This is a genomic window from Curtobacterium sp. PhB172 (assembly GCF_003752545.1).
In the GTDB taxonomy this organism is placed as follows: domain Bacteria; phylum Actinomycetota; class Actinomycetes; order Actinomycetales; family Microbacteriaceae; genus Curtobacterium.
In genome coordinates this window covers 310475-336186 of the sequence record NZ_RKIF01000010.1, presented here as the reverse complement: position 1 = coordinate 336186, position 25712 = coordinate 310475, and the positions used below count along the sequence as shown (strand labels likewise).

Here is a 25712-nt window from a genome sequence, read left to right as displayed (position 1 = left end):
TTCTCGTCGGTCGCGGCGAGCGTGCGCTCGACGATGGGACGGACGTTCTCCGCCTCGTCGTAGGTCGGGATGATGACCAGGGTCTCGCTCATGGTGCTCCTCGTGCTCCACATCGAATGTATCGGTCGGTGGTGGGTCAGTCCGACGAGAGGTCTGCGAACACGATCAGATTGTCCGTGTAGTGCCCGGTGGCGGTGTCGAACACGCCGTCGCAGGTGATCAGTCGGAGTTGGGGGGTCGGGGTGGTGCCGTAGACGTCGCTCGTCGGGAACGCCGACTTGGCGGCGCGTTCCGAGCGGTCGACGGTGAACGTGCGGGTGCTGCCGTCGGACATCGCGACGTGGATCTCGTCGCCGGCGACCAGTTCGTCGAGCCGGAAGAACACGGCGGCGCTCGTCGGGCTGTCGACGTGGCCGGCGATGACGGCCGGGCCGACGTCACCGGGGACGATGCCGTCGCTGAACCACCCGGCGCTGTCCCAGTCGACAGGCGGGTCGAGTTCGCCGGCCGTGCCGCGGTGCAGGTCCTCGAGGTTCGACTGCACGCCGATCGCGGGGATCGAGACACTGACGGGGGTTGCCTCGGATCGGGCAGCGGGTGCCGCCGGGTCCTGGAACCCCTCGATGCCCGACCCTGCAGAAGCAGAAGCAGAAGCAGATGCCGACGCCGAACTCGACGCCGCCGAACCGGCCCGCCCGTCCGACCCGTCGCTGCCGACGGTCGACGCGAGCGCCACACCGGTGACGCCGCCGCCCACGACGACCGCGGCGAGCACGGCCCCGATCACCACGCCTCGACGTCCGAACACCGAACCGCGCCCGGCGGACCGTCGGCCGGTCACGATGCGCCTCCGGCCGTCGTCGCGCAGCCGCCGAGCACGTCCGACATGAGCATGGTCGAACCGAGTGCGGCCCAGGCGTCCCCGTAGTACGTCGGCGTGGTGGCAGCCGTCCGGTCGGCCCGCTCCAGGTCGTCGGCGGCCGCACCGGAGGAACCGGCCGCGTACTCGGCGGCGGCCCGGGCGGTGTACGCCAGGGCGTTCGTGTCCCCGGTCACGGCGGTGCCGCCCAGGTCGAGCTGGGCCGCGAGCTGCGTCGTCCGACGCAGGGTCGGCGCGAGCGATCCGGCGAGGGCGCGGTCGTCGGCGGAGCAGGCCTCGGCGTAGCGGACGGGCGTCCGCATCGCGTCGTAGCCGTACAGCACGCGCTGGTCTCCCCCGGTGGCGGGCATCGGGTCGACGGTGCCGTCGGCGTGCACCTGCGACCAGTCGCTCGGCAGCTGCGACTCGTCGAGCACCGCCGCGGTCGCCGCGCGGGACCCACGGTTCAGCGCGGTCCAGCGGTCGTCGCCCGTGGCCTTCGCCAGCACCGCGAAGGCTGCCGGCGACGCGTACGAGGCGTTGTACCGGTACGGCTCGGAGTCCGCCCACGGCCCGGGCAGCAGGATCGTGCCGAGCTCCGTGGTCGCGGTCTCGTGTTCCAGGATCGCCGAGGCGATGCGCTTGCCAGCTGCGGTGTAGCGGTCCTCGCCCCAGGCATCACCGGCGAGGACCAGGGCCCGCGCGGCGTCGAGGTCGGCGTCACTGGCCGGCTGCTCGTCGGCGACACCGTCGTCGGGCGTCCAACGCCAGGCGAGCAGGTCGTCGTCGGTCAGCATGTGCGTCTTCGTCCACTTCCAGATGTCGTCGAACCGGTCGCGGTCACCGTTCGCGAAGGCGATGAGCAGCCCGTAGGCCTGTCCCTCGCTGACGGTGTCGTCGCCCTGGTCGGTGCGGACGACACGGCCGTCCTGCACGTACCGGTCGAGGAACTCCGTGCGGAGCTCCTTCGGGGAGCGTGCCGCGTCGGGCGCGCTGGTCGAGGTCGGGGTGGCGACCGAGCCGCTCGAGGCCTCGGTGTCCTGCCCCCACGGGCGAACCGCGATGAGCGCGACGCCGACGGCGACGACCACCGCCGCTGCGGCGGTGACGGGTATCCAGGTCCTGCGGGTCATGCTGGCCTGCCTTTCCGTGGATGGTGACGATGGATCTGGCGGGTCGGCCTACGACGCCGGTTCCGGGCCGACGCGCCAGCGGCGGACCGGCCGTGCCGGTGGGGAGGGCCGGATCACGTGAGCGTGACGGCGCACGTGATCCGTGCCTCCCGGCCAGGGCGTCAGCGGTACAGCGAGCGGAGCGCTGCGATGGCCGTGTGGACGGCCTCCGTCATCGGGCGGTCGGCGGCTGCGCCGCCGCCACCCGTCTGCACGCCGCCGGTCGGCGTCGCGGCGGTGGCTGCGGCGTCCGTGACCGGCACGACCGTCAGGTCGCCCTTGCTGTCGTCGAGGACGAACAGGGTGGAGACCGTGTTGCCCGCGAGGTCGACGCTGGCGGTGCCCTGCTGGCCGCTGCCGGAGACGTCGAGCGTCCACTTGCCGGAGTCGACGGTGGCGTACTTGGTGGCGGTGCCGAACTTCGCTCCCTCGGCGATGGCGGTGCCCTCGGAGGTGCTCACGTCGACCTGCTTCGCCGTGGTGGCGGCCTGGACGAGCCGGAGCTTCGCCTTGCCGTCGCCGGGCTGCTGCAGGTCGTCGGTGAACGCCGTCGTCTTGAGGTCGGTGTTCTTGCCGTACGCGACGACCGTGCTCGCGTCGTCCTTGTCGACCTTGACGTCGGTGGAGATCACCGGCGTGGAGTCCGGGGCGTCCGAGGCCCGCATCGACAGCACGTAGGTGCCGACCGGGAGCTCCTGGTACTTGCTGACCTGGCCGTACGTGACGTCGTCGAGCTCGAAGATCGTCTTGCCACCGGACAGGCTGGACAGTTCGACGTCGACGCCCTTGGTGTCGGGCGAGAGGTGGCCGACGCGGAGCCAGCCCTCGTCGGCGGTCGCGGCGGAGGCGGTCTGGGGTGCTGCGAGTCCGACGGTCGCGGCGACGAGGGTCGCTGCGAGTGCGCCGACGACGACGGTGCGGCGTCGCTGGGTGTGTGCGGTCATGGTCGTGCTCCTTCGGGTCGTGGTGCTGGTCGAGTTGTGTGCGGTGGTGCTGCGGGCGTTCCCGGGGGTGCTGCGGGCGTTCCCGGGGGTGTTCTCGCGGGCCGCCCCGCGAGCCGCCCCGCGAGCGGGCGAAATACCGGGGTCGGCGTCCGGAGCACCCGGGCATTTCGCCCGCTCGGCGATCCGGGCGGCTCGCCGCTCGGCGGGGCGGCGGGTCACGAGGCGCTCGTCGCGGTCGTGGTCGGGTCCGCCGGGGTGTAGGTGACGGTGAGGCGTTCGCCCTCACGCTCGACCGACGCCGGCCGGAACGAATCGGGCATCGCCTCGAGGGTGGCGGCCACGCGCTCCGCCGAGGCAGCGTCGCTCGTGTGCAGGACGGCGGTGCGGAACGGCTGGCCGGTCTCGCCCGTGAGCGGGGTGAAGCGGTCGACGCGGACGTCCTGGTCGGCGAGAACCTGGCCGAGCGCGATCATCGCTCGCGAGTCGACCTGACCCGCACGGAACTGCGACTTCGTGCCGTCGTCGGCCCGGAGCGCCGGGTTCGACGCCAGCTCGGTGCCCATGGTCTTCCGCAGGTCGCTGGCCCGGGTGATCGCGGTCTGTGCGGCCGTCGACCCCTCGGCGTGGATGCGTCGGACCTCGACCTGCTGGTCACCGGACCCGAAGGTCGCGACGGCCGTCGAGTTCTCGATCGCCTGGCGGATGTCGGACGACGAGTTGCCGCCGGTCCGCATGGAGTCCGTCGTGATGACGTAGTCCGAGTCCTTCCACCCGTTGGGCGACTGGCGCTCCACGGCTCCGTCGGTGTCGAGCTTGTAGTACCAGACCACGTTGTTCCGGGCGAAGCCGTCCTCGACGAGGTCGACCCACATGGCGTCGTCCACCAGCAGTCGGGAGGACTTCGAGACGTTGTCCCCGACCCACTGCTCGGCCTGCTGCATCGGCAGGTCGAGGTTGCCCAGCACGAAGCCGCGCAGCTGTGTTCCCCAGAGCGGCACCGCCACGACGAGTGCGACCGCGGTGGTGACGGCCCAGGTGATGCCGAGGCCACGACGGGTCCCAGCGCCGAGGCGGGTTCGGGTGCGGACCCGCCCGGCGATCGCCAGGACGGCACGCTCGGCCGTGTAGGCGACCAGCAGGGCGGCGAACGGGATGAGCATGATGACGTACGGCACCGGCAGGTACCCGTTCGGGCGGAACATCATCGCGAGCAGGAAGACGAGCATCGCGGCGATCGGACGGACCCGGCGCAGGAAGAGCCCGACGACCGCAGCGGCCGAGCCGAGCACGATGAACACCGGGTCGAGCGCCCACCACTGCGACGCGGCGGCGTTGGCCAGGCTGCCCGGGTCGAACAGCGAACCCGATGCCGAGCGCGAGCCGAGCTGGTAGGTGATGCCCTCGAACAGGCTGACCCGACCAGTGCTCGGCAACAGCTCGCCCTTGACCGCGGCGAGCAGCAGGTACCCGCCGCCGATCACCACGAGCACGGCACCGGCGACGCTCAGCGTGTAGCGGCGGGTGCTCTTGTCGGCGCGACGGATCGCCATCCAGATGAGGAACGGCAGGGCGAGCAGGTACGTCTCCTTGGAGAGCACCGCGATGCCGAGGCACGCGGCGGCGCCGGCGAACCCGGCGAGCTGCTGGCGACGGCTCAGGACGAGGACGAACGCGGCGAGCAGCCACGGCGTCGCGACGTTGTCGATGTAGACCGTGCGGTGGTACTGCAAGGCGAGCGGCGACAGCGCGAAGACGAGTCCGGCTGCGGCAGCGGTGATCCGACCGGCACCGAGGCGGCGGGCCAGGACGAACAGCAGGATGCTCGAGACGGCGGAGAAGAAGACCATCGCCTCGCGGCCGGCCTCGACGGCGAACGGGTAGCGCGCGAACGCCCCGGTCAGACCGGTGTAGCCGGCGATCTGGATCCAGCCGAGTGGCGGGTGGTCGTACCAGTACGTGTAGTGCGTGATCTCGCCGAGGTGCATGATCGCCCAGGCCTGCGCCGTGTACGTGCCCTCGTCGTCGATCCGCTGCGGGGTGCCGGACATGTTCCACGCCTGCACGATGACGGTGACGGCGACGACGGGCAGCAGCCACGTCAGGCTCGCGGCGTGCCGGCGGAACCAGGCGCCGATGCCGGTGTGGTTCCCCGCGACGGCACCGCGGATCGGGATGCCGGTGGTGTTGGTGATGCTGGCGGTCATCGGGTCCCTCCTGTGGTCGTGCCGGCGAGCTCACGCTCGGAAGACGAAGACGAAGACGAAGACGAAGACGAAGAAGACGCCGCGCCCGCGGACCCGGTCAACTCCGACGCGAAGCCGACGACCTCGGCGGGCTGCTCGGCGTTCCGGTGCTGGCCCGTGTGCTCCGTCTTCTCCCAGCCGTTCTGCCCCTTGGCGTGGCGGACGACGGCTCGGACGGCTGCTGCGGCGAGGAAGATCTGGTACGGCACGAGACCGAGCACGAGCTTCACGTAGTCGCGGAACCGGACCTTCTCCTTGTAGATGCGACCGAACTCGTTGAGGCCGACGACCTCGACGGCCAGCAGCATGAGCGTCGGTGCCACCGGGATGAACGACACCAGGGCGATCGCCGTCGGCACCTTGACGAACAAGATCATCAGGACGCTGAGCGGGATGAGCAGTCCGGTGGCCGCCTGGATGAACGGCATGGTCAGCATGTACCGGGCGAAGAAGCGCTGACGGAACGACGGCAGCTTCTTCCACTCCCCCTTGCCGAGCACCTGCAGGAAGCCCTGGTTCCAGCGCGTCCGCTGCTTGAGCAGCGAGGCGAAGGTCGGCGGGGTCTCCTCGCGGGTGACGGCCTCGGGGCTGTACGCGACGACGACCTTCGCGCCGTCGGCGGACAGACGGACACCGAGCTCGCAGTCCTCGGCGAGGCAGTGCGCGTCCCAGCCGTTCGACCAGTCGAGGCGCTCCTTCGTCACGAAGACGGTGTTGCCGCCGAGCGGGATGAACTTCGAGCCGGCGTGGAAGTGCAGGCGCGAGCGGAACCAGAAGTAGTACTCCAGGACGTTCCGCAGCGACCACCAGCTGGACTTGAAGTTCATCAGCTGCACGCCGCCCTGCACGACGTCGGCGCCGGTCTCCTGGAACCGCGAGTCCACCAGGGTGAGCAGGTGCGGGTAGACCTCGTCCTCGGCGTCGAACACGCCGACGACGTCACCGGTCGCGTACTGCAGCGCCAGGTTCATCGCCTTCGGCTTGTTCTTCGGCAGGGTGTCGTCGACGACCACCCGGATCAGCTCGGGGTGGCGGGCTGCGGCGGCGCGGACGACGGCGTCCGTCTCCGGGTCGTCCTCGCCGACGATCGCGATGATCTCGAAGTCGGGGTGATCCTGCTTCGCGAGCATGTCGAGCGTCTGTCCCATGACCTCCTGCTCGTGTCGTCCGGGCACCAGCAGGGTGAAGCGGTGCGCGGCCGGGCGCGGGGTCTGGCTGAAGCTCGTCGACTTCAGCGCGTCCCGCGAGCGCCAGGCGTGCAGCATCCACCAGAGCGTCGTCAGCGCGACGATCGTGAGCAGCACGGAGATCGCGATGAGGGCGGAGTAGCCGATCCACTCACCCAGCGACCACGCGGCCTGCTGGACGGCACCGGAGCCTCCGGTCGGGACGTCGGTGGTCCCTCGGTTCGGGACGCTCGACGGAGCGGTCCCCTCGTTCGGCTGGAGCAGCGGCCCTGCGGCCGTCAGCAGCGTGGCGGAGATGGTCATGCGGCGAGCCCCTTCGTGCGACGAGCATCGGTGGAACGGAAGACGAGGGCCTTGTACGCGGCGAACCGGAAGGCGGTTCCGAGCACGAGGCCGACGCCGTTGCCGGCGACGTTGTCGGCGAGGGTCGAGGTGAACCCGAGGACGTAGTGCGAGACGAACAGGCAGGCCGCGGCGATGCCGAGCCCGATCAGGTTCGTGGCAGCGAAGAGCAGCCCCTCGCGCACGGTCTCGCGGCGGCCGGTCTGGCGCTCGGCGCGGAACGTGATGAAGCGGTTGCCGATCCACGCCACGGCGGTCGCCACGACGGCCGACACGATCTTCGCGGCGATGGGACCGTCGGGCATGACGGTGGCGCGCAGCAGGTTGTAGATGCCCAGATCGATGACGAAGCAGACGGCACCGATCGTGCCGAACGACGCGAGTTGCCTCGCGGTGGCGAGCAGGCGCGAGACCGAGCCGGGTCGCACGGTCGGCACCGTACCGGTGTCGGGCGACACCAGAACGGGGGTATCAGTTCGGGTCATGCCCCCGATTCGGGGGTAAGTGGCTCGTGGTTTGGGTGGGGTACGGGCTTACCCAGGCGTCTGCCAGTTCCACGACACGTGCCGTTCATCCGGGGTACGGACGGCCGGTCTGTGCAGACCGGACCGGTCTGTGCAGGCCAACAGGGCTGTGCGGCCGGCCGAAAAGCGGACGGGAGGCCCGTGGCGGCATCGCCACGGGCCTCCCGTCCGATGGTGGGTCGCGTCTCAGGCGGGACGCTGCGCCGGGGACACGGTCTTGGCCGCGTCGCGCTCCGGGAGGTCACCCAGCGCCTCGTCGATGGCGGCGAGCGCGTCGGCATCGAGCGTGACGCCCGCGGCCTTGACGTTGTCCGTGACCTGCTCCGGACGCGAGGCACCGACGATCGCGCTGGCGACGTTGTCGTTCTGCAGCGTCCACGCGATCGCGAGCTGCGCGAGCGTGAGGCCGGCCTGGTCGGCGACGGGCTGCAGGCGCTGCACGGCCTCGAGGACCTCGTCGCGCATGAACCGCTTGATCATGTCGGCGCCGCCCTTCTCATCCGTGGCACGTGAGCCCTCGGGCAGCGGCTGACCCGGCTTGTACTTGCCGGTCAGCACGCCCTGCGCGATGGGCGACCAGACGATCTGCGACAGGCCGAGCTGCTTCGAGGCGGGGACGACCTCGCCCTCGATGACCCGCCACAGCATCGAGTACTGCGGCTGGTTCGAGATGAGCTGGAAGCCGAGCTCCTTCGCGAGCGCTGCGCCGGCGCGGATCTGCTCGGCGTTCCACTCGCTGACGCCGATGTAGAGCGCCTTGCCCTGGCGGACGATGTCCGCGAAGGCCTGCATGGTCTCTTCGAGGGGGGTCTCGTGGTCGTAGCGGTGCGCCTGGTAGAGGTCGACGTAGTCGGTCTGCAGGCGGGTCAGCGAGCCGTTGATCGACTCCGTGATGTGCTTGCGGGAGAGTCCGACGTCGTTGTGCTGCTTGGGCCCGGTGGGCCAGTACACCTTCGTGAAGACCTCGAGCCCCGCCCGCCGCTCGCCCTTGAGCGCTTCGCCGAGGACGGTCTCGGCGGCGGTGTTGGCGTACGTGTCCGCGGTGTCGAACGTGGTGATGCCGGCGTCGAGCGCTGCCCGCACGCACTGGGAGGCGACGTCGTTCTCGACCTGCGAGCCGTGCGTCAGCCAGTTGCCGTAGGTGATCTCGGAGATCTTGAGTCCGGAGTTGCCCAGGTACCTGAATTCCATGGTCCCGACGCTACTGGAGCCCGCCGACACGTGAGGGGCCCCGCGAGTGCCTGCCGCCCGCCGCGGGGCGGGTGGAGGCGGGTGGGTGGGGGGTGGGGGGGTGCGGGGGGGGTGGGGGTGGGGGTGCGGGAGGTGCGGGTGGGCGTGCGGTGCGGTCGGCCGCCGCCGCCGCCGCCGCCGCCGCGAGCGTGGGGTCCCGCGAGCGGGGGGGTCCCGCGAGCGGGCGAAATGCCGGCGTGCCCGACGGCGGCACCCGGGCAATACGCCCGCTCGCGTCGTCGCCGAGGTCGCGACCGCGGCAGGCTCGCCGAACCAGACGAGCTGACGCCGCCCTCGCGGTCCCGACCGCTGCATTGAAAGACGGCGGGCAGCGCTGCGGTCCGCGCCGGCGGGCGAAATGCCGCGGTCGCCACGCAGCCGGACCCCGGTGTTTCGCCCGCTCGGCCGCGGCGCGACTCCTCCACAGGGGCGCCGGGATCGCAGGCCGTCCACACAGGAGGCACGACGCACCACCGTCGCGCCCGCTCGGCTCCACGATGTGGAGATGACCGCCAGACGCCGACTCCCGTTGACGCTGCGGGAAGCCTCGTTCCGCGTCCGTGACGCACTGCATCGAGGGGTGTCCCGCGGCCGCCTCGAGGCATGTGACCTCGTTCGCCCATTCCACGGCATCCGATCGGCGGTCCCGCCACGAACCGTCGACGAACGCGCCCGGTCACTCGCTCCTCGACTGCGCCCCGACCAGGCGTTCAGCCACGTCACGGCCGCCGCGATCCTCGGCATCCCACTCCCCCGCCGGTTCGAGGGCACGCCGCGGCTCCACGTCACGACGATCGGGGTCGATCAGGCGCTCCGTGTCCGCGGCGCCGTCGGACACCGCGCCCACCGCGGCAGGGTGAGTGCGACCACCAGCCGAGGTGTGCGCCTGACGACCCCGGCGGACACGTTCGTCGCGCTGAGCACGATGTTGACGCTCGACGAACTGATCATCGCGGGTGACGCCCTCGTCGGGTGGCTCGGATGGGCGACGCACGACCAGCTCATCCGGGCAGTCGGCCGGCGGCGCGGGCTCCGGGGCGTCGTGAAGCTGCGCCACGCTCTCGCGGAGATCAGGCCGGGTTCTCGTTCTCCGGGTGAGACCAGGGCACGGCTGGCCCTCGTCCGCCGTGGACTCCCGGAACCCGCCCTGAACCACGACGTGATCGTGGACGGCAGGTGGATCGCCTGCGTGGACCTCGCCTACCCCGCAGCACGGGTGGCGATCGAGTACGAGAGCGATCTCCACCGCACCGACCCGGCCACTTTCCGGAAGGACCTTACTCGCGGTGAGCACTTGAAGGACGTGGACTGGTGGTTGGTCCGGGCCACCGCCGACGACGTCGGCCGAGGTGTCGATCGATTCGTACAGCGTGTACGACGCCTTCTGCAGGCCGGGCTCAGCGCACCGCACGACCACCGCTTCGCGACGCTTCGGTGAACAATGGTTGACGCTTCAACCAAAAGGGTGCACACTGGCGTAGTATCAGGTTGATGCAGGCGCATGGATTGCGTCGCACCACAGACTCTCGTTCGGAAGAAGGACCACCATGACGCTCACCGCCACGACCATCCCCGGCTACCAGACCGGCACCTGGAAGATCGACCCCACCCACTCCGAGGTCACCTTCTCGGTCCGCCACCTCGCCATCAGCAAGGTCAAGGGCAAGTTCGAGACGTTCGACGCCACCGTCGTCACCGCCGAGAACCCCCTCGAGTCGACCGTCGAGGCGAACATCGACGTCGCGTCGATCAACACCGGCCAGGAGCAGCGCGACCAGCACCTGAAGACGAGTGACTTCTTCCTCACCGAGGAGCACCCGCAGCTCACCTTCCGCTCGACGAGCATCGAGGCCAAGGGCGATGACCTGCACATCGCTGGCGACCTGACCCTGCGCGGCGTCACCAAGCCCGTCGTCCTCAAGGCCGAGCTCGGTGGCTTCACGACCGACGGCTACGGCCAGGTCAAGTTCGGCGCCGAGGCGTCCACGAAGATCGACCGCACCGAGTTCGGCGTGAACTGGAACGCAGCACTCGAGGCCGGTGGCTTCACCCTCGGCAACGACGTGACGATCAACCTCGACGTCCAGTTCGTCCTCCAGGCGGCCTGAGTCCCTTCGGTCTCGCTGCCTGACTGAGGGCACCGAACAGCACCACCCGAACCCGAGACAAACGCCCCGGCTCCCCACGGAGCCGGGGCGTTCGTCGTCCCCGCCGGGCTTCGGGGGTGCGCGCGTGCCCACTGCCCGCCGCTGCGACCCGAGCGGGTGCTCCATCGCGAGCGCAACCGAGCAACCGGGCGAACGAACGAACGAACGGGCGAGCGGGCGAGCGAACGAACGAACGGGCGAAATACCGGCCTCATCTCGAACTCGACCCCGGCATTCCGCCCGCTCGCCCAGGGACCACGCGCTGGCACGCCCCTCCGGTGTCAGCGCGTGCAGTGCGCGCCGAACCCCGCGCGGGCGTGAACGGGCGGAAACGTCCGGTGGGCGCGCGCACGACTGCGGCATTTCGCCCGCTCGGCCGGGCTCCTCGGCGTAGCGTTGGGCAGCGGACAGGGGCATGCCCGCAGGCACGGGAATCCGCACACCGGCCCCCGAGTTACAACGACACACGCACGACACGAACGACACGCACCACACGCACGACACGCACCGCCCGCACCACCCGCACCACCCGCACCACCCGCTCGACACGCACCACACGCACCACGCACCGCACGCCAGCCCGACGAACAGGAGCACCACCATGGCCACCGACTGGATCGCGATGCAGGCCCTCGCGGCAGCCGAGTTCGGCCGCCGCGTCGCCGCCGTGACGGACTGGGACGCCGCCACCCCCGACTCCGAGTGGACCACCCGCGACCTCGTCACCCACGTGGTGGACGAGCAGCGCTGGATCCCGAAGCTCCTCACCGGGTGCGACTACGCCCAGGCCGAGGCCGACCTCGAGTCCATCGGCGACGACCTCGTGTCCGAGTGGCAGCGCTTCGCGACCGCAGCGACCGATGCCTGGCGGAACGCCCCGCAGGACACTCCCGTGCACCTCAGCACCGACGTCGTGCCGGCTGGCCAGTACCTGACCGAGCAGACGAGCGACATCACCATCCACACGTGGGACCTGGCGCGGGCGACCGGCACGGACGAGTCCCTGCCGGACGAGCTCGTGCAGGCGGTGTGGGAGTACTTCGAGCCGCAGATCGAGGACCTCGCGGCCACCGGCTTGTACGCCGCCCCGGTCGACGTCGACCAGGACGCTCCGCTGCAGGTCCGCCTGCTCGCCGTCACCGGCCGCGATGCCAAGGTGAGCGCATGAGCGCCCAGGACAAGGCGGCAGTCACCACCACCCGCCTCGGCGCCTCCGGCCTCGAGATCAGCACCGTGATCCTCGGCATGATGTCCTACGGCGCCCCCGACCGTGGCTCGCACGCGTGGAGCGTCGGCATCGACGAGGCCCGCCCGTTCGTCCGTCGCGCGTTCGACGCCGGCATCACCACTTTCGACACGGCGAACGTGTACTCCGACGGCTCCAGCGAGGAGATCACCGGCACGCTCCTCAAGGAACTCGCTCCGCGCGAGGACGTCCAGGTCCTCACCAAGGTCTTCAACCGGATGCGGCCCGGTCGGAACGGCGCAGGGCTCTCCCGAGCCGCGATCATGCACGAGATCGACGCCTCGCTGACCCGGCTCGGCACCGACTACGTCGACCTGTACCAGATCCACCGCTTCGACCCGGTGACCCCGATCGAGGAGACGATGGAGGCCCTGCACGACGTCGTCAAGGCCGGCAAGGCCCGCTACCTCGGCGCGAGCAGCATGTGGACGTGGCAGTTCGCGCAGATGCAGCACGTCGCCGACCTGCACGGTTGGACCCGCTTCGTCAGCATGCAGGACCAGTACAACCTGCTCGAACGCGAGGAAGAACGCGAGATGCACCCCTTCGCGCACGCGACCGGCGTCGGTGTGATCCCGTGGAGCCCCCTCGCCCGCGGCAAGGTCACCCGGCCGTGGGACGCCGACGGCTCCGGTTCGCGCGCGAGCACCGACGAGTTCGGCAAGACGCTCTACCGCCAGGACGAGGACGCGAACCGCGCGATCGTGGGCGCCGTCGAGTCGATCGCGAGCGACCGCGGCGTGAGCATGGCGCAGATCGCCCTCGCGTGGGTCGCGAGCAAGCCCGCGGTGAGCGCGCCGATCGTCGGTGCGACGAAGGAGCACCACATCGACGACGCGGTCGCGGCCGCCGCGATCACGCTGACCGACGACGAGGTGACGCGACTCGAGTCCGCGTACACGCCCCGGGTGCCGTCCGGTTTCTGACGCTCCCACGAGCGGACGGGAGGCGCGGTGCCAGCTGGCACCGCGCCTCCCGGCCGCCGTTCGGACGCGTCTCCTGCACGTGACACGCCGTCGGGTCAGCACACGCCGTCGTGTCCGCGTGACGCCGCTCCGGCATCGAGACGCCGCCGGATCCGGCGGCGTCTCGACGTGACGACGGCGTCTTCCACCGCACACGCACCGTCGTTTCAGGCGACGGCGCCGCGTTCGCGTTCGAGGCGCGCGATGCGCACGAGCGCAGCGCGCTCGGTGCCCGTCTGGTTGCCGAGCACCCCACCGATCCCGTCGAGCACGAGTCCGGTCGCCCGGCCGACGGGCAGTTCGACGGGGCCGATCGCGGGGGCCCGCAGGCCGAGCATCGAGCGGTGGCGGGGGTCGAGGGTCGAGACGGCCCCCTGGAACAGCGCCTGGTAGCCGGGCCGCAGCATCAGCGCGAGCGGCGGGTTCTTGATGAACTTGACGACGTCGCGGGTGCGGGCCGTGACGGCCAGTTCGCCGCGGTCGAGGTACCCGTCCATCTGGGCGCGGAGCTCGGCCTCGGACTCCGGGGCGTCCTCGACGCGCATGAGCCGGCCGGCGGTGGCCCACTCGCGGACGTAGGCGTCGGCACCACCGGGGATCGGGCCGCCCCAGCGCTGCGCAGCGCGGAGGAACGCGTCGGTGAAGGCGAGGTGCACCCAGCGCGCCAGGTCGGGGTCGTTCGCCGCGTAGTCGCGTGCGATGCCGTGGCCGTCGACGTACTGGCCGCGAACTCGCTCGTGCAGGCGCAGCACCCACTCGCTCGCACCACGGGCGGTCGCGGTGTCGCCGTGCGAGACCGTGTAGATCCACCGGATGGTGCCGGCGAGTCGGCCGAACGGGTCCTCGCGGTAGCGGGAGTGGTCCGCGACGCCGGCGAGGGCTCCCGGGTGCAGGGCCTGCACGAGGAGTGCGCGGACCCCGGCGACGATCGTCTGCTTGCCGCCGTGCACCGCCCACGTCGCGGAACCGGGGCCGAAGAAGCCGGCGTCGGTGCCGTCCTCGAGTTCGTCGATCCACTCCGGCTTGCTCGTCGCCCCACCGGTGAACGTGTCGTTGAGGCGAGAGCGGAAGGCATCGGAGACGGAGGGCATGGCGTCATCGTCCGTCCGCCCCCTGGGAGCGCGCTCGGCTTCGTGCACCCCGGTGGCGCCCGATGCCGGCCGATGCTTCCCAGCGGGCGCCGGGGTGGCCCGCTAGGTTGGGACGCGTGAGCATCGACACGCCTCGTCCCTGGCTTGCCTCGTACGCCCCGGGGGTCCCGCACGACATCGAGGAACAGCACGGTTCCCTGATCGACCTGGTCGAGGAATCGGCGCGACGGTTCCCGGGCAGGGTCGCGCTCGAGTTCTTCAAGCGGACCACCAGCTACGCCGACCTGCAGGAGCAGATCCTCCGCGCGGCGAACGGCCTCCGCAAGCTCGGCGTCGGTGCCGGCGACCGGGTGGCGATCGTGCTGCCGAACTGCCCGCAGCACATCGTGGCGTTCTACGCCGTCCTGCGCCTCGGCGCGATCGTGGTCGAGCACAACCCGCTGTACACGCCGCGCGAGCTCCGCCACCAGTTCGAGGACCACGGCGCCAAGGTCGCGATCGCCTGGGACAAGTCCGTCGCGACGCTGCAGGACTTCCCCGCCGACGTGAAGCTCGACGCGATCGTGTCGGTCGACCTGACCCGAGCGATGCCCCGCAGCACCCGGCTCGCCCTGGCCCTGCCGGTGGCGAAGGCCCGCGAGTCCCGCGCGAAGCTCACCACCGCGGTGCGCGGCACGACGAAGTGGGACGACCTGGTCCACACCCGCAAGCTGTCGAAGCGCCACCCGCGGCCGTCGACGGACGACATCGCCCTGATCCAGTACACCTCGGGCACCACCGGTACGCCGAAGGGCGCGGTCCTCACGCACCGGAACCTGCTGGCCAACGCCGCACAGGCCCGCGCCTGGGTGCCGCAGATCCGCCGGGGCGACAACGTCGTGTACGCGGTGCTGCCGATGTTCCACGCCTACGGCCTCACGCTGTGCCTGACCTTCGCGATGAGCATGGCCTCGCGGCTCGTGCTGTTCCCGACGTTCGACCCGGCGCTCGTGCTCACCGCGATCAAGAAGCACCCGCCGACGTTCCTGCCCGCCGTCCCGCCGATCTACGCCCGGCTGCAGCACGCCGCCGACTCGGCGAAGGTCTCACTCGAGGGCATCGAGATCGGCATCTCGGGCGCCATGCCGCTGTCGCAGGACATCGTCGAACCGTGGGAAGCCCGGACCGGCGGGTACCTGGTCGAGGGCTACGGGCTGTCCGAGTGCTCCCCCGTACTGATGGCGAACCCGGTGTCCCCGGAGCGTCGCCTCGGCTCCATCGGGCTGCCGTTGTCCTCCACCGAGGCCCGCGTGGTCGACCCCGACGACAGCACGAAGGTGCTCGGCGTCGACGAGCCCGGTGAGCTGCAGGTCCGCGGGCCGCAGGTGTTCCGCGGCTACTGGGGCAAGGCCGAGGCCACGGACGAGGTCTTCACCCCCGACGGCTGGTTCCGCACCGGCGACATCGTGGCCATCGGCACCGACGGCTACGTCCGGATCGTCGACCGCCTGAAGGAGCTCATCATCACGGGCGGCTTCAACGTGTCGCCGTCCGAGGTCGAGGACGCCCTGCTCAAGCACCCGAGCGTCGAGGAGGTCGCGGTCGTCGGCATCACGCAGGGCGGCAACGAGCAGGTCGTCGCCGCCGTCGTGCCGAAGGACCCGTCCTCGTTCGACGCCGCGGCGCTGCGGGCGTGGGCGCGTGACCAGCTGGCGGCGTACAAGGTGCCGCGTCGGGTCGTCGTGGTCGAGGACCTGCCGCGCTCGATGATCGGCAAGGTGCTGCGGCGGAAGGTGCGCGACCAGATCCTCGCCGACGACTGACGACTGACGACTGACGTCGTCGGTGCCCGACGCGCGTCAGCGCAGACGTCGCCCCGGCACCGCGAGCACGGCGAGCCCGGCCACCACGAGCACGATGCCGAGCCATCCCGTCGCGCCGAGGTGCTCCCCGACGACGAGCACGGCGAGCACCGCCGCGACCACGGGCTCGAGCAACGACACCAGGGTCGCGACCGAGGCACCGACGGACCGCAACCCCACGGCGTACAGCGAGTGCCCGAGGACCGTCGGCACCAGCGCGAGGTACAGGAACACCGGCCAGTTGCCGCCCTCGCCGAGGGACGGTGCGCCGGCGACGACCACGAGCACGACGAGCGGCACGGCAGCGATGCCGAACACGGCGCCGACGAGCCCCCGGCCGTTCGGCAGCCCCGCCGCGACGGCTTCGACCCCGGGGCCGCCCGGCACCGACACCGCCCCGGCCGCCGCGTGCAGCCCTCGCGCCACCGCCCACGAGTACAGCGCGTAGGTGAGTCCGGCGAGCAGGGCACTGGCGATCCCGAGCGCGAGCGCACCACCACCGTCGTCGTGTTCCGACCGCGCCAAGGTCACGACGACCATGCCGGCCACGCTCACCAGGGTGGCGATGATCCACCTGCCGGTGACGGGCCTCCTGTCCGACACCCACTCGACGAGCCCCGCGAACACGGGTGACGACCCGATGGCGATGGTGGTGCCGAGGGCGACGCCCGCGTCGGCGAGGGCTGCGTAGAAGGCGACCGCGTAGACGACGAGCGCCCCCGCGCCGAGCAGCGCCCACCCCCGCGTGCGACGCTCGGCGACGGCGCGGAGGGTGCCGCGTCCGGCGACGGCGGCGAGCACGAGTCCACCGATCCCGAACGTGACGGCGCCGAAGACGAAGGCGGGGACGCCCGGGGCGAAGTGCGTCGCGGTGCCGGTGGTCCCCCAGACCGCGGCGGCGACGACCACCGCCGCGAGCCCACCGGCGGGCGTCGGGACCCGGCGCCCGCCGGTGGGACCCGTCACGAGACGTGGATGGACGGCCGGCGGTGGACGTCCGGTTCGGCTTCGCGCAGGACCTCGCGCGTGACGGGCGCGACGTCACCGGCACCGGTGAACACGAACCGCAGGGCGTTCCGGATCGGGCTGCCCTCGTTCCACTCGAAGTAGATGCTCGGGACGACCCCGGCGGTGTCCCGGATCGCGAGCAGGGTCGAGGCGATGGTGTTCGGCACGTTGCCGGACCGGACCCGGAGCACACGGTGTCCGTGCACGACGTGCCCCTCGACCAGCAGGTCCTCTTCGAAGTCGGACGAGTCGGCGGGCAGCACCTCGAGGAACATCGTCGGGACGCGCGCGGGGATGCCGGAGTCGCGCCGTTCCTCGCGCCCCTTCGCCCGGTACGCCTCGGCGGTGCCGGCACCCGGCTCGTTCGCGATGATGCAGACCGCGCTGAACTGGTCGGCGTCGGCCTCGACGAACTGCCGGGCCGTTGCGTCCAGCTCGATCGACGACGCGCGGAGCTCGAACGACCGGCGCACCCGTGAGACGAGCGACACCACGACGATGGCGATGATGAAGATCGCCGCGATCCGGACGCCGTCGGGCCGCTCGATGACGTTCGCGACCGTCGTGTAGACGAACACGACCGAGATGACGCCGAACGCGATGGTGCGCTTCTTCTGCTGCCGGCGACGGGCCGACAGGGTGACCGCGACCGCGGCGCTCGTGATCAGGACGAGCACGCCGGTGGCGTAGGCCCCGCCCTGGGCGTCGACGTTCGCCCGGAACACGATCGTGATCAGGAAGGCGATGAGCGTGAAGATGATGACGAGCGGCCGGGTCGCCCGCGCCCACTGCGGAGCCATGCCGTAGCGGGGCAGGAACCGCGGCACCAGGTTGAGCAGGCCGGCCATCGCGCTCGCGCCGGCGAACCACAGGATCGCGACGGTCGAGAAGTCGTAGATCGATCCGAACACCCCACCGAGGTACTGGTGCGCCAGGAAGGCCAGTGCCCGCCCGTTCGCACCGCCGCCCGGCTGGAACTCGTGCTGCGGGATGAGGAACGTCGTCGCGATCGACGAGGTGATCAGGAACGAGCTCATGATCACGGCCGCGACGGTCAGGAGCCGCTTGGTGCCTCGGATCCGTCCCTCGGGCCGAGCACTCGTGTCGTCCGATGCGTCGCCGCGCACCTGCGGCATCACCGCGACGCCGGTCTCGAACCCGGACAGGCCGAGCGCGAGCTTCGGGAACACGACGAGCGCGATGCCGATCATGACGAGGGGGTTGCTGTGCTGCGCGGTGAGCCCCGACCACCAGTCGCTGGCGACCATCGGGTGCTCGAAGACGTGCCAGAGCGCGACCACCACGACGACGGCGTTCAGCGCGAGGAACACCGCGACGAGGCCGACCGCGATGCCGATCGCCTCCTTGAAGCCGCGGAGGAACACCACGCCGAGCAACAGCAGCAGCGCGAGGGTGAGCGGGACGGGGATCTCGGTGAACCAGTGCGGCGTGTACGGGTTCTCGGCGATGTGCGCCGTGGCGTCCGCCGCCGACAGCGTCATCGTGATCATGAAGTCGGTGACCGCGAACCCGAGCAGGACGAGCACCAGGAGCTTGCCGGCCCACCACGGCAGGAGCTTCTCGAGCATCATGATCGACCCGGCACCGCGGAAGCTGTCACTCGCGACCCGGCGGTACACCGGCAGCGCGCCGAACAGCGTGACGAGCACGAGCACGATCGTGGCGATCGGCGACAGAAGGCCCGCGGCGAGCGCCGCGATCGCCGGCTGGTACCCGAGGGTCGAGAAGTAGTCGACGCCGGTCAGGCACATGACCCGCCACCACGGGTGGGTCTTCTCGACCTCGACCTGGTGCGGACCCTGGTGGGATGCCCCTTGGTGGGCGCCCTGCAGCATCCAGCGACGCACTCGGGTGCTGCGGTCGAGGGGTGGCTCCGTGGCGTCGCGCTGGGCGGCCCGCTCGGCGTCTGTCGCGGTCACGTGGACGATGCTAAGCCGTCCGGGTGACGCACGCGCGCACCCGGACGGCCCCTGTGGACAACCCCGTCCGGCCACCGCCGGACAACCCGGTACGGCTCCCGCCGGACAACCCCGTCCGGCTCCCGCCGGACAACCCCGTCCGGCTCCCGCCGGACAACCCCGTCCGGCTACCGCGGGGGCCGGGTGAACACCGCCACCAGCCCCGCCACCACCAGCAGGGCTCCGGCAGCCAGGCAGGCCGCCAGCAACAGGGTGGTCGGGTCGACCGAGAACACCGGGATCGCACTCACGGCCATCGCGACCGCGAACACGAGCAGCACCACACCCCAGAAGATCGTGCCGAAGCGTGCACCACGGCGCGCCCGCGCGGGTTCCGGTGCCGGTACCGGCGCCGCAGGTGGGAACGTCTGGGTCGTCTCGTCGTCGTTCGTCATCGTCTCGTCCTTCACTCGTTGACGGTCAGCGCACGGGGCACGTCGGCGGCGCCCCCGAGGATCCACAGGTGCACGGTCGTCGTCCCGGCCGCATCGGTACCGGCGGACCGCGCCGCTCGGTTCTCGACGGTGGTCGTGCCGAACAGCCCGCCGCTGCCGACGGCGCCGGAGTCGCCGTCGGTGTCGACGCCGTACCCGACGCCGCTCACCTCGACCCGGACCGGCACGTCGGTCGGCAGCAGCACCTCGGCCCCGCCGGCGCCGAGCCACAGGTTCACGTCACCACCGGCGTCGGTCTCGTCGAGCCCGCGCAGGTCGAGGGTCGGTCCACCGACGAGCATCGCGTAGTTCCGTTCCGACCCGGCGGCGACACTGTCGACCCGCCAGGTGGTCCCACCGATCAGCGAGACCTGCGTACCGGCGGGGAGCACCCCGGTGACGACCAGCGCGACGACCCCGATCGTCGAGAACAGGCCGAGGGCACCGTCGTCGCGTCCCCGGATCCCGGCGACGATGGTCGCGATCGCCAACACGGCGACCGCCGCGGCGATGCCGAGCACCGCCACCGGCCAGGCCTCCGCCTGCGCCCAGACCGCGACGCCGGCCCCGGCGACGAGCGCCAGCCCGAGCGACACGGCGACGTACGCCGCGCTCGACCGTCGCTCGGCGCGGGTCGCGCGCCACTCGGCCGCCCGCTCCCGTTCGGCGCGCATCCGCTCGTCGTGTCGCCGCTGTCGGTCCTGCGGGGTGCCGGGGGCGTTCCACTGCCAGGAGGCCCGGCCCGCGTCCGACGTCTCCCCTGCGTCCGCCGTCCACGTGGCTCCACCGGCCGGGCGCGGGTCGTCGGGGCTCGTCCAGAAGTCGCGCCGTGTCCCCGCTGCCGCGGCGGCGTCAGCGTCGGGCGTCGGCCCGTCGGCACGACGACGCGCGACCACCACGGCCAGCCAGACGATCCCGCCGACGAGCGCGATGCTCCACGCCGTGCGCAGGGTCGCCTCGAGCCAGCCGGGCATCCCCCACGCCGAGGGCACGCCCTGCCACCAGATCCCCTGGACCGCGGGCACGAAGGTCAGCACCACGAAGACGCCGATCCCGATGAGCGCCGGATCGAGCACGCCGCGGATCATCCGCTCGACGTGGATCCGTCCCGTGGTGTCCGGCAGCAGCGCCCACCCGACGGCGTACGCCAGGAAGACCGGACCGCCGAGCAGGGCGACGACGATCGCGACGCCGCGGACGACGAGCGGGTCGAGTCCGGTGCGTCGGGCCACGGCACCGCAGACGCCGGCGAGCCAGCGGTCCTCGGTGCGGGCGACGTCGAGTCCGCGGATCCAGTCGAAGAACCGGGCCGTCGAGTCGGCGGTGCCGGCAGCCGGGCCGGGAGCCGTGTCGTGCTGGTGATCGGTCATGGTCCCCAGCATCCCGGCCCGCGGTGGCGGACACCATCGGGGTTCCCCCTGACCGGTCCCTGATCCCTGCCCCGATCCCTGCTGGTGCGGGCGCCCGAGTGCCAGGATTGGCCCATGGCCACCGCTCGGATGACCCGCCCGACCCCCAGGGTCCTCGGCGGTGTCTGCAGCGGGTTCGCGACGCACACCGGTCTGCCACTCGGGGCCGTCCGGGCGGCGACGGCGGTCCTGGCCGTGTGCGGCGGGGCCGGGGTCCTGCTCTACGCGTGGCTGTGGGCCACCACCCCGAGCGCGACGGCGGCCGCGACGTCACCGCTCAAGGCCGTCCTCACGGCGCCCCGTGCGAACGGCGACGGCGACGCCGACGCGACCGTGACCGTGAGCCGTCGAGCACCCGTCGTGGAGATCCTGCTCGGACTCGCACTGCTCGCCGCTGGGGGCGCGATCGTCGCCGTACGGCTCGGTGCCCAGGTCCCGCTCGAGGTCGTCGTGCCCGGCGTCGTGGTCGTCACCGGTGCTGCCCTGGCCTGGCGGCAGTTCGACGCCCTCCGCACCGTCCGGGCCGCGGCGTCGTCGACCCTGGTCGTCCGGGCCCTCGGTGCGCTGGTGCTCGTCGTGCTCGGCATCCTGTTGTTCTTCACCACGAGCGACCGGCCGAACGTGTGGACGGTGCTCAGCGCAGCGGTCGCCGTGCTGCTCGGCGTCGCCGTGGTCGTCGCCCCCTGGGTCGTGCGGCTCGTCCGGGACCTCGCCGACGAGCGCGCGGCACGGGTCCGCGACCTCGAGCGCGCCGAACTCGCCGCGCACCTGCACGACTCGGTGCTGCAGACGCTCGCGCTCATCCAGCAGAAGGCCGAGCCCGGATCCGACGCCGCACGGCTCGCTCGGGCGCAGGAACGCGAACTGCGGTCGTGGTTGTTCGCCGAGCAGACCGAGCCGGCCCGTGACCTCGGTGCCGAGCTGCGCGACGCCGCCGCCGACATCGAGGCCGAGTACCCGGTCCGCATCGACGTCATCGCGGTCGGCCCGTCGCGCACCGACCTGCCCGACGGTGTCGTCGCCGCTGCCCGCGAGGCGATGCTCAACGCCGCCCGGCACGCCGGCGGCACGATCAGCGTGTACGCCGAGACCGCGCAGGACGTCGTCGAGGTCAGCATCCGCGACCGTGGGCCGGGCTTCGACCCCGACGCCGTGCCCGAGGGACGGTACGGCGTGCGCGAGTCGATCACCGGGCGGCTGCACCGGCTCGGCGGGCGGGCGACCATCGCCCCGGGGCCCGGTCGCACCGGGACCGAGGTCCGGCTCCGGCTCCCGCTCGCGCCCACCGGCCCCCACCACGAGGAGGACGCATGACCGAGCCCGACCTGCTCACCGTTGCCGTCGTCGACGACCACTCCATCTTCCGAGCCGGCGTGCGTGCCGGACTGCCACCGGGCCTCCAGGTCGTGGGTGAAGCCGCCACCGTCGACGAAGCCGTGACGCTCGTGGCGACCACCGCACCCCGTGTCGTCCTGCTCGACGTCCACCTGCCCGGCGGAGCCGGCGGTGGCGGCGCCGAGGTGATCACGCGATCCGCTGCCGAGCACCCGGGCACGCTGTTCCTCGCGCTGAGCGTGTCCGACGCGGCCGACGACGTCGTGCGGGTGATCCGGGCCGGGGCCCGCGGGTACATCACGAAGAGTTCGTCGAGCGCCGAGGTGGCCGAGGCCGTCCGACGGGTGGCGGAGGGCGACGCGGTGTTCTCGCCCCGCCTGGCCGGCTTCGTGCTCGACGCCTTCGGCGCGGTGAGCGGCGAGACCGCGCAGCACGACGCGGAACTCGACCGGTTGTCGGCACGCGAGCAGGAGGTGATGCGCCTCATCGCGCGCGGGTACGCCTACAAGGAGGTGGCGGCGGAGCTCTTCATCTCGGTGAAGACCGTCGAGACCCACGTGTCGAGCGTGCTGCGGAAGCTGCAGCTGTCGAACCGGCACGAGCTGACGGCGTGGGCGCTGCAGCGCAAGCTGCTCTGAGCGCCCACGCGGTCACTTCGCGCTGATGCGGGCTGTGGATGGTGCAGTCTTGTTCACCGCCCCGACGGTCTCACTTCGCGCTGATGCGGGTGTACTTGTTGACCGCCCACGGCACGAACACGACGAGCATCACGGCGATCCCGATCAGCACCGTCACGATCGGGTGCTGCATCGTCCAGATGTCCGGCACCGGCGCCGACCCGACGTTGCCGAACAGCTCACGGGCCGCCTGCACGAGCGACGACACCGGGTTCCACTCCGCGAACACCCGCAGCACCAGGGGCAGCGTGTCGCTCGGCACGAAGGCGTTCGAGATGAACGTCAGCGGGAACAGGATCATGAACGAGGCGTTGTTGATGACCTCTGGCGTCTTGACGCTCATGCCGAGCAGCGCCATCACCCAGCTGAACGCGTAGCTGAACAGCAGCAGCAGGGCGATGCCTGCCAGGAACTCGAGCGGCGACGAGTTCACCCGCCACCCGACGGCCAGCCCGGTGAGCATCATGATCGCCATCGAGATCGAGTTGAGCACGAGGTCGGAGTTGGTCCGGCCGACGAGCACCGCGGACGCCGACATCGGCAGCGTGCGGAACCGGTCGATCAGGCCTTCCTTCAGGTCCTGCGCCATCGCCGACCCCGAGAAGGTCGCCCCGAAGACGACGGTCTGCGCGAAGATGCCCGCCATCAGGAACTGCGTGTAGTCGGTGCCCTCGACCGCGATCGCCCCGCCGTAGACCTGACTGAAGAGCAGGACGAACATGATCGGCTGCAGCACCGCGAAGACGAGCATGTCCGGCGACCGCTTGATCTTGATGAGGTTCCGCTTGGTGACGGTCCAGCCGTCCTCGAACCAGATGGCGACCGGCGAGGTGACGACGACGGGCAGTTGCCGAACCGGCGCGATGGTGGTGGCGGTCATCGGGCCGTCTCCTTCTGCTTGGTGGCGGCGGCTTCGTCGGCCTCGTCCTCCGTCGCGGCGTGGCCGGTGAGCCGCAGGAACACGTCGTCGAGCGTCGGTCGGCGCATGCCCGCGTCGTGCAGCTCGATGCCGGCGTCACCGAGGTCGGCGAGCACCCGTTGCAGCGCGGTGGGGCCGGCCTCGACCGCGATGGCGTGGGTGCGGCCGTCGCCAGAGGCCTCGACGTCGCCGACGCCGTAGCGCCGCAGGACGGTCGTCACGGCGTCACCGTCGGTCTCGTCCACCAGGGTCACGACGACCCGGTGGCCGCCGACCTGCGCCTTGAGGTGGTCGGCGGTGCCCTCGGCGATGACCCGGCCGTCGTCGATGACCGCGATGTCGTCGGCGAGCCGGTCGGCTTCTTCGAGGTACTGCGTGGTGAGCAGGACCGTGGCGCCCTGGGCCACCAGGTCTTCGATGATGCCCCAGAGCGCCAGCCGGCTGCGGGGGTCGAGGCCCGTGGTCGGTTCGTCGAGGAACAGCACGCGCGGGTTCATCACGAGGGCCCCGGCGAGGTCGATCCGTCGCCGCATGCCACCGGAGAAGCCCTTCACCGGGCGATCCCCGGCCTCGGCCAGGTCGAACACGTCGATGAGCTCACGGGCACGCTCCCGCGACGTCTTCCGGCCCAGGTGGTAGAGCCGCCCGATCATCTCGAGGTTCTCGAAGCCGGTCAGGTTCTCGTCGACCGCGGCGTACTGCCCGGACACCCCGATGGACCGCCGGGTGGCCTGCGGATCGGCGATCACGTCGATGCCGTCGATCGTGGCCGTCCCGGAGTCCGGGGTGATGAGGGTGGTGAGCACCTTCACGGTCGTGGTCTTGCCCGCGCCGTTCGGCCCGAGCAACGCCTTCACGGTGCCCTGCGGCACGGACAGGTCGAGTCCGGCCAGTGCGTGCACCGGCCCGGACTTCGACCGGTAGGTCTTGGTCAGCCCGGAGGCTTCGATGATGGCCATGTCGCTCCCTTGTCGACCACGGAGAATATCAGTGGGTCGGTGGGAACTCGTGACCGGTCACTCAGATGCCGAAGTCACCACCGAAGTCACTGGAGCCACCGCCGAAGTCGGATCCGCTGTCGCCCCAGCCCGCACTCTCGAACCCGCCGCCGTCGGACGCGCCACCGTCGGACGCACCGCCGTCACCGGAGTCGGCTCCAGTGTCCTCCGAACCACCGTCACCCGCAGCGTCAGTACCGCCATCGAACGATCCGGGGTCCGGCAGGAAGGCGCTCATGATCGCCGAACCGATGACGTAACCGGCCACGGTGCCGAGGATCGAGGCACCGATCATGCTGCCGAACGACGGTCCGCCGCGCTGCCCGCCGAAGCGGCCACCGCCACCGACGCCACCGAGCGAGCGCTCCATGAAGCCCGGTTGGCGGATCTCGGACCGCGTCGCCGACTGCGCGAGCGAGCGGGGGTCGTCGCCGCGAGGGGCCTCACCGGGAGGCGCCGTGCGGGTGAACTCGTCGTAGACCATGCGGCGCTGCTCGTCGGTCAGCTTCGCGAACGCCTCGGCGTGCACCTCTTCGATGCGCTCGGGCGGCGCCGTGCGGAGCAGGTAGCGGTACCGCTCCACCGCGCGCTCGTCGTCGGTCGTCGCGCCCTGCTGCTGCGCGGGTGCACCGCCCCACTGCGGCACGCCGTACTGGCCGCCCTGCTGCTGCCCGGCCGGCACCCCCGTCGGCGCGGGCTGGTGGTACGACTGCTGGCCGTACCGGTAGCCCTGCTGCTGCGGTTGCTGCGGCTGCCCCCACTGGTTCTGCTGCGCGTCGTACTGCTGCGCGTCACCGGTGCGGTCGCGGTCCGGACGTCCGAGCAGGCGGTCGAGGAATCCCATGGTCGATGCTCCTTCGGGTGCACGGGTGATCCGGTCGGACCGCCCGTGGCCTGCCACCCTATGGAGCGCGGTCGGCCGCTGACTGAGCGCCCGCTCAGAGTCAGCCGTGCGCCGCCGCGCCCGCGGGCGCACCGTGCGCACCTGCACGACCCGTGCCGGGTTGGCAGCACCGTGCGCGCCTACAGCACCGCACCCAGCGGCCAACCCCGCACCAGAACGCGGACCCCGCACCGTGCGCACCACCCACCCGACGGGAGGCCCGTACCCGACCCGACCCGCGCCTCCAGTCCGCACCGTGCGCACCTGCACGACCCGTGC

At 71.5% G+C, this 25712-nt stretch carries 22 protein-coding genes; 7 read left to right on the top strand and 15 right to left on the bottom strand.

The window, feature by feature from the left end:
• Positions 1–136 precede the first annotated feature (136 nt).
• The 7 genes from EDF42_RS15700 to EDF42_RS15670 form a co-directional block, all read right to left on the bottom strand.
• Complete coding sequence (locus EDF42_RS15700) at positions 137–841, bottom strand: class F sortase (RefSeq protein ID WP_123673225.1); 705 nt, start codon at positions 839–841, stop codon at positions 137–139.
• Positions 838–1992, bottom strand: a complete 1155-nt coding sequence (locus EDF42_RS15695; RefSeq protein WP_123673223.1) for a glycosyl hydrolase family 8 — start codon at positions 1990–1992, stop codon at positions 838–840. The genes EDF42_RS15700 and EDF42_RS15695 overlap by 4 nt, the downstream gene beginning before the upstream one ends.
• Positions 1993–2153: 161 nt before the next feature.
• Positions 2154–2975 (bottom strand): DUF4397 domain-containing protein, encoded by an 822-nt coding sequence (locus tag EDF42_RS15690; RefSeq protein WP_123673221.1) that lies wholly within the window; start codon positions 2973–2975, stop codon positions 2154–2156.
• A 215-nt stretch (positions 2976–3190) separates the two neighbouring features.
• A complete protein-coding gene (locus tag EDF42_RS15685) occupies positions 3191–5179 on the bottom strand; it encodes a glycosyltransferase family 39 protein (RefSeq protein ID WP_123673218.1) in 1989 nt (662 codons plus the stop codon).
• Positions 5176–6708 (bottom strand): glycosyltransferase, encoded by a 1533-nt coding sequence (locus EDF42_RS15680; protein WP_185040989.1) that lies wholly within the window; start codon positions 6706–6708, stop codon positions 5176–5178. Before EDF42_RS15680 ends, EDF42_RS15685 begins: the two co-directional genes overlap by 4 nt.
• Complete coding sequence (locus EDF42_RS15675) at positions 6705–7175, bottom strand: GtrA family protein (protein ID WP_260235532.1); 471 nt, start codon at positions 7173–7175, stop codon at positions 6705–6707. The genes EDF42_RS15680 and EDF42_RS15675 overlap by 4 nt, the downstream gene beginning before the upstream one ends.
• 282 nt (positions 7176–7457) lie before the next feature.
• Positions 7458–8462, bottom strand: coding sequence for an aldo/keto reductase family protein (locus EDF42_RS15670; RefSeq protein ID WP_123673214.1), 1005 nt, complete (start codon positions 8460–8462; stop codon positions 7458–7460).
• Between the two features lie 544 nt (positions 8463–9006).
• Here EDF42_RS15670 and EDF42_RS15665 point away from each other — a divergent pair.
• The 4 genes from EDF42_RS15665 (at position 9007) to EDF42_RS15645 (ending at position 12820) form a co-directional block, all read left to right on the top strand.
• The gene (locus EDF42_RS15665; protein WP_123673212.1) at positions 9007–9939 is read left to right on the top strand and encodes a hypothetical protein; all 933 of its coding nucleotides are present in this window, start codon (positions 9007–9009) and stop codon (positions 9937–9939) included.
• A gap of 109 nt (positions 9940–10048) precedes the next feature.
• Positions 10049–10609 (top strand): YceI family protein, encoded by a 561-nt coding sequence (locus EDF42_RS15660; protein ID WP_123340768.1) that lies wholly within the window; start codon positions 10049–10051, stop codon positions 10607–10609.
• Between the two features lie 640 nt (positions 10610–11249).
• Positions 11250–11816: a TIGR03086 family metal-binding protein gene (locus EDF42_RS15650; RefSeq protein WP_123294035.1), complete on the top strand. Its 567-nt coding sequence runs from the start codon at positions 11250–11252 to the stop codon at positions 11814–11816.
• Entirely contained in the window at positions 11813–12820 is a 1008-nt protein-coding gene (locus EDF42_RS15645) for an aldo/keto reductase (protein WP_123673208.1), read from the top strand. The genes EDF42_RS15650 and EDF42_RS15645 overlap by 4 nt, the downstream gene beginning before the upstream one ends.
• Before the next feature lie 206 nt (positions 12821–13026).
• Here EDF42_RS15645 and EDF42_RS15640 read toward each other — a convergent pair whose 3' ends face one another.
• On the bottom strand, positions 13027–13950 hold the full coding sequence (locus EDF42_RS15640; RefSeq protein WP_123673206.1) for an oxygenase MpaB family protein: 924 nt from the start codon (positions 13948–13950) through the stop codon (positions 13027–13029).
• A 62-nt stretch (positions 13951–14012) separates the two neighbouring features.
• Between EDF42_RS15640 and EDF42_RS15635 the strand changes: the two genes are divergently transcribed.
• Complete coding sequence (locus tag EDF42_RS15635; RefSeq protein ID WP_395865700.1) at positions 14013–15752, top strand: long-chain-fatty-acid--CoA ligase; 1740 nt, start codon at positions 14013–14015, stop codon at positions 15750–15752.
• 36 nt (positions 15753–15788) lie between these two features.
• On the opposite strand, the gene EDF42_RS15630 is transcribed toward EDF42_RS15635, so the two are convergent.
• The 4 genes from EDF42_RS15630 to EDF42_RS15615 form a co-directional block, all read right to left on the bottom strand.
• Positions 15789–16757 (bottom strand): DMT family transporter, encoded by a 969-nt coding sequence (locus EDF42_RS15630; protein ID WP_123673202.1) that lies wholly within the window; start codon positions 16755–16757, stop codon positions 15789–15791.
• Entirely contained in the window at positions 16754–18655 is a 1902-nt protein-coding gene (locus EDF42_RS15625; protein WP_260235533.1) for an amino acid transporter, read from the bottom strand. Before EDF42_RS15625 ends, EDF42_RS15630 begins: the two co-directional genes overlap by 4 nt.
• A gap of 251 nt (positions 18656–18906) precedes the next feature.
• On the bottom strand, positions 18907–19173 hold the full coding sequence (locus tag EDF42_RS15620) for a hypothetical protein (RefSeq protein WP_148067807.1): 267 nt from the start codon (positions 19171–19173) through the stop codon (positions 18907–18909).
• 11 nt (positions 19174–19184) lie between these two features.
• A complete protein-coding gene (locus EDF42_RS15615; protein ID WP_185040986.1) occupies positions 19185–20582 on the bottom strand; it encodes a PspC domain-containing protein in 1398 nt (465 codons plus the stop codon).
• 114 nt (positions 20583–20696) lie between these two features.
• On the opposite strand from EDF42_RS15615, the gene EDF42_RS15610 reads away from it, so the two are divergent.
• Positions 20697–21935, top strand: coding sequence for an ATP-binding protein (locus tag EDF42_RS15610; protein WP_123673193.1), 1239 nt, complete (start codon positions 20697–20699; stop codon positions 21933–21935).
• Positions 21932–22594 carry a response regulator transcription factor gene (locus tag EDF42_RS15605; protein WP_123340759.1) on the top strand — a complete coding sequence of 221 codons (663 nt, stop codon included), beginning with the start codon at positions 21932–21934 and terminating at the stop codon, positions 22592–22594. The genes EDF42_RS15610 and EDF42_RS15605 overlap by 4 nt, the downstream gene beginning before the upstream one ends.
• Before the next feature lie 70 nt (positions 22595–22664).
• Here EDF42_RS15605 and EDF42_RS15600 read toward each other — a convergent pair whose 3' ends face one another.
• The 3 genes from EDF42_RS15600 to EDF42_RS15590 form a co-directional block, all read right to left on the bottom strand.
• Positions 22665–23513 (bottom strand): ABC transporter permease, encoded by an 849-nt coding sequence (locus tag EDF42_RS15600; protein ID WP_123673191.1) that lies wholly within the window; start codon positions 23511–23513, stop codon positions 22665–22667.
• Positions 23510–24511: an ATP-binding cassette domain-containing protein gene (locus EDF42_RS15595; RefSeq protein ID WP_123340758.1), complete on the bottom strand. Its 1002-nt coding sequence runs from the start codon at positions 24509–24511 to the stop codon at positions 23510–23512. Before EDF42_RS15595 ends, EDF42_RS15600 begins: the two co-directional genes overlap by 4 nt.
• Before the next feature lie 61 nt (positions 24512–24572).
• A complete protein-coding gene (locus EDF42_RS15590; protein ID WP_228506082.1) occupies positions 24573–25394 on the bottom strand; it encodes a hypothetical protein in 822 nt (273 codons plus the stop codon).
• Between the last annotated feature and the right edge of the window lie 318 nt (positions 25395–25712).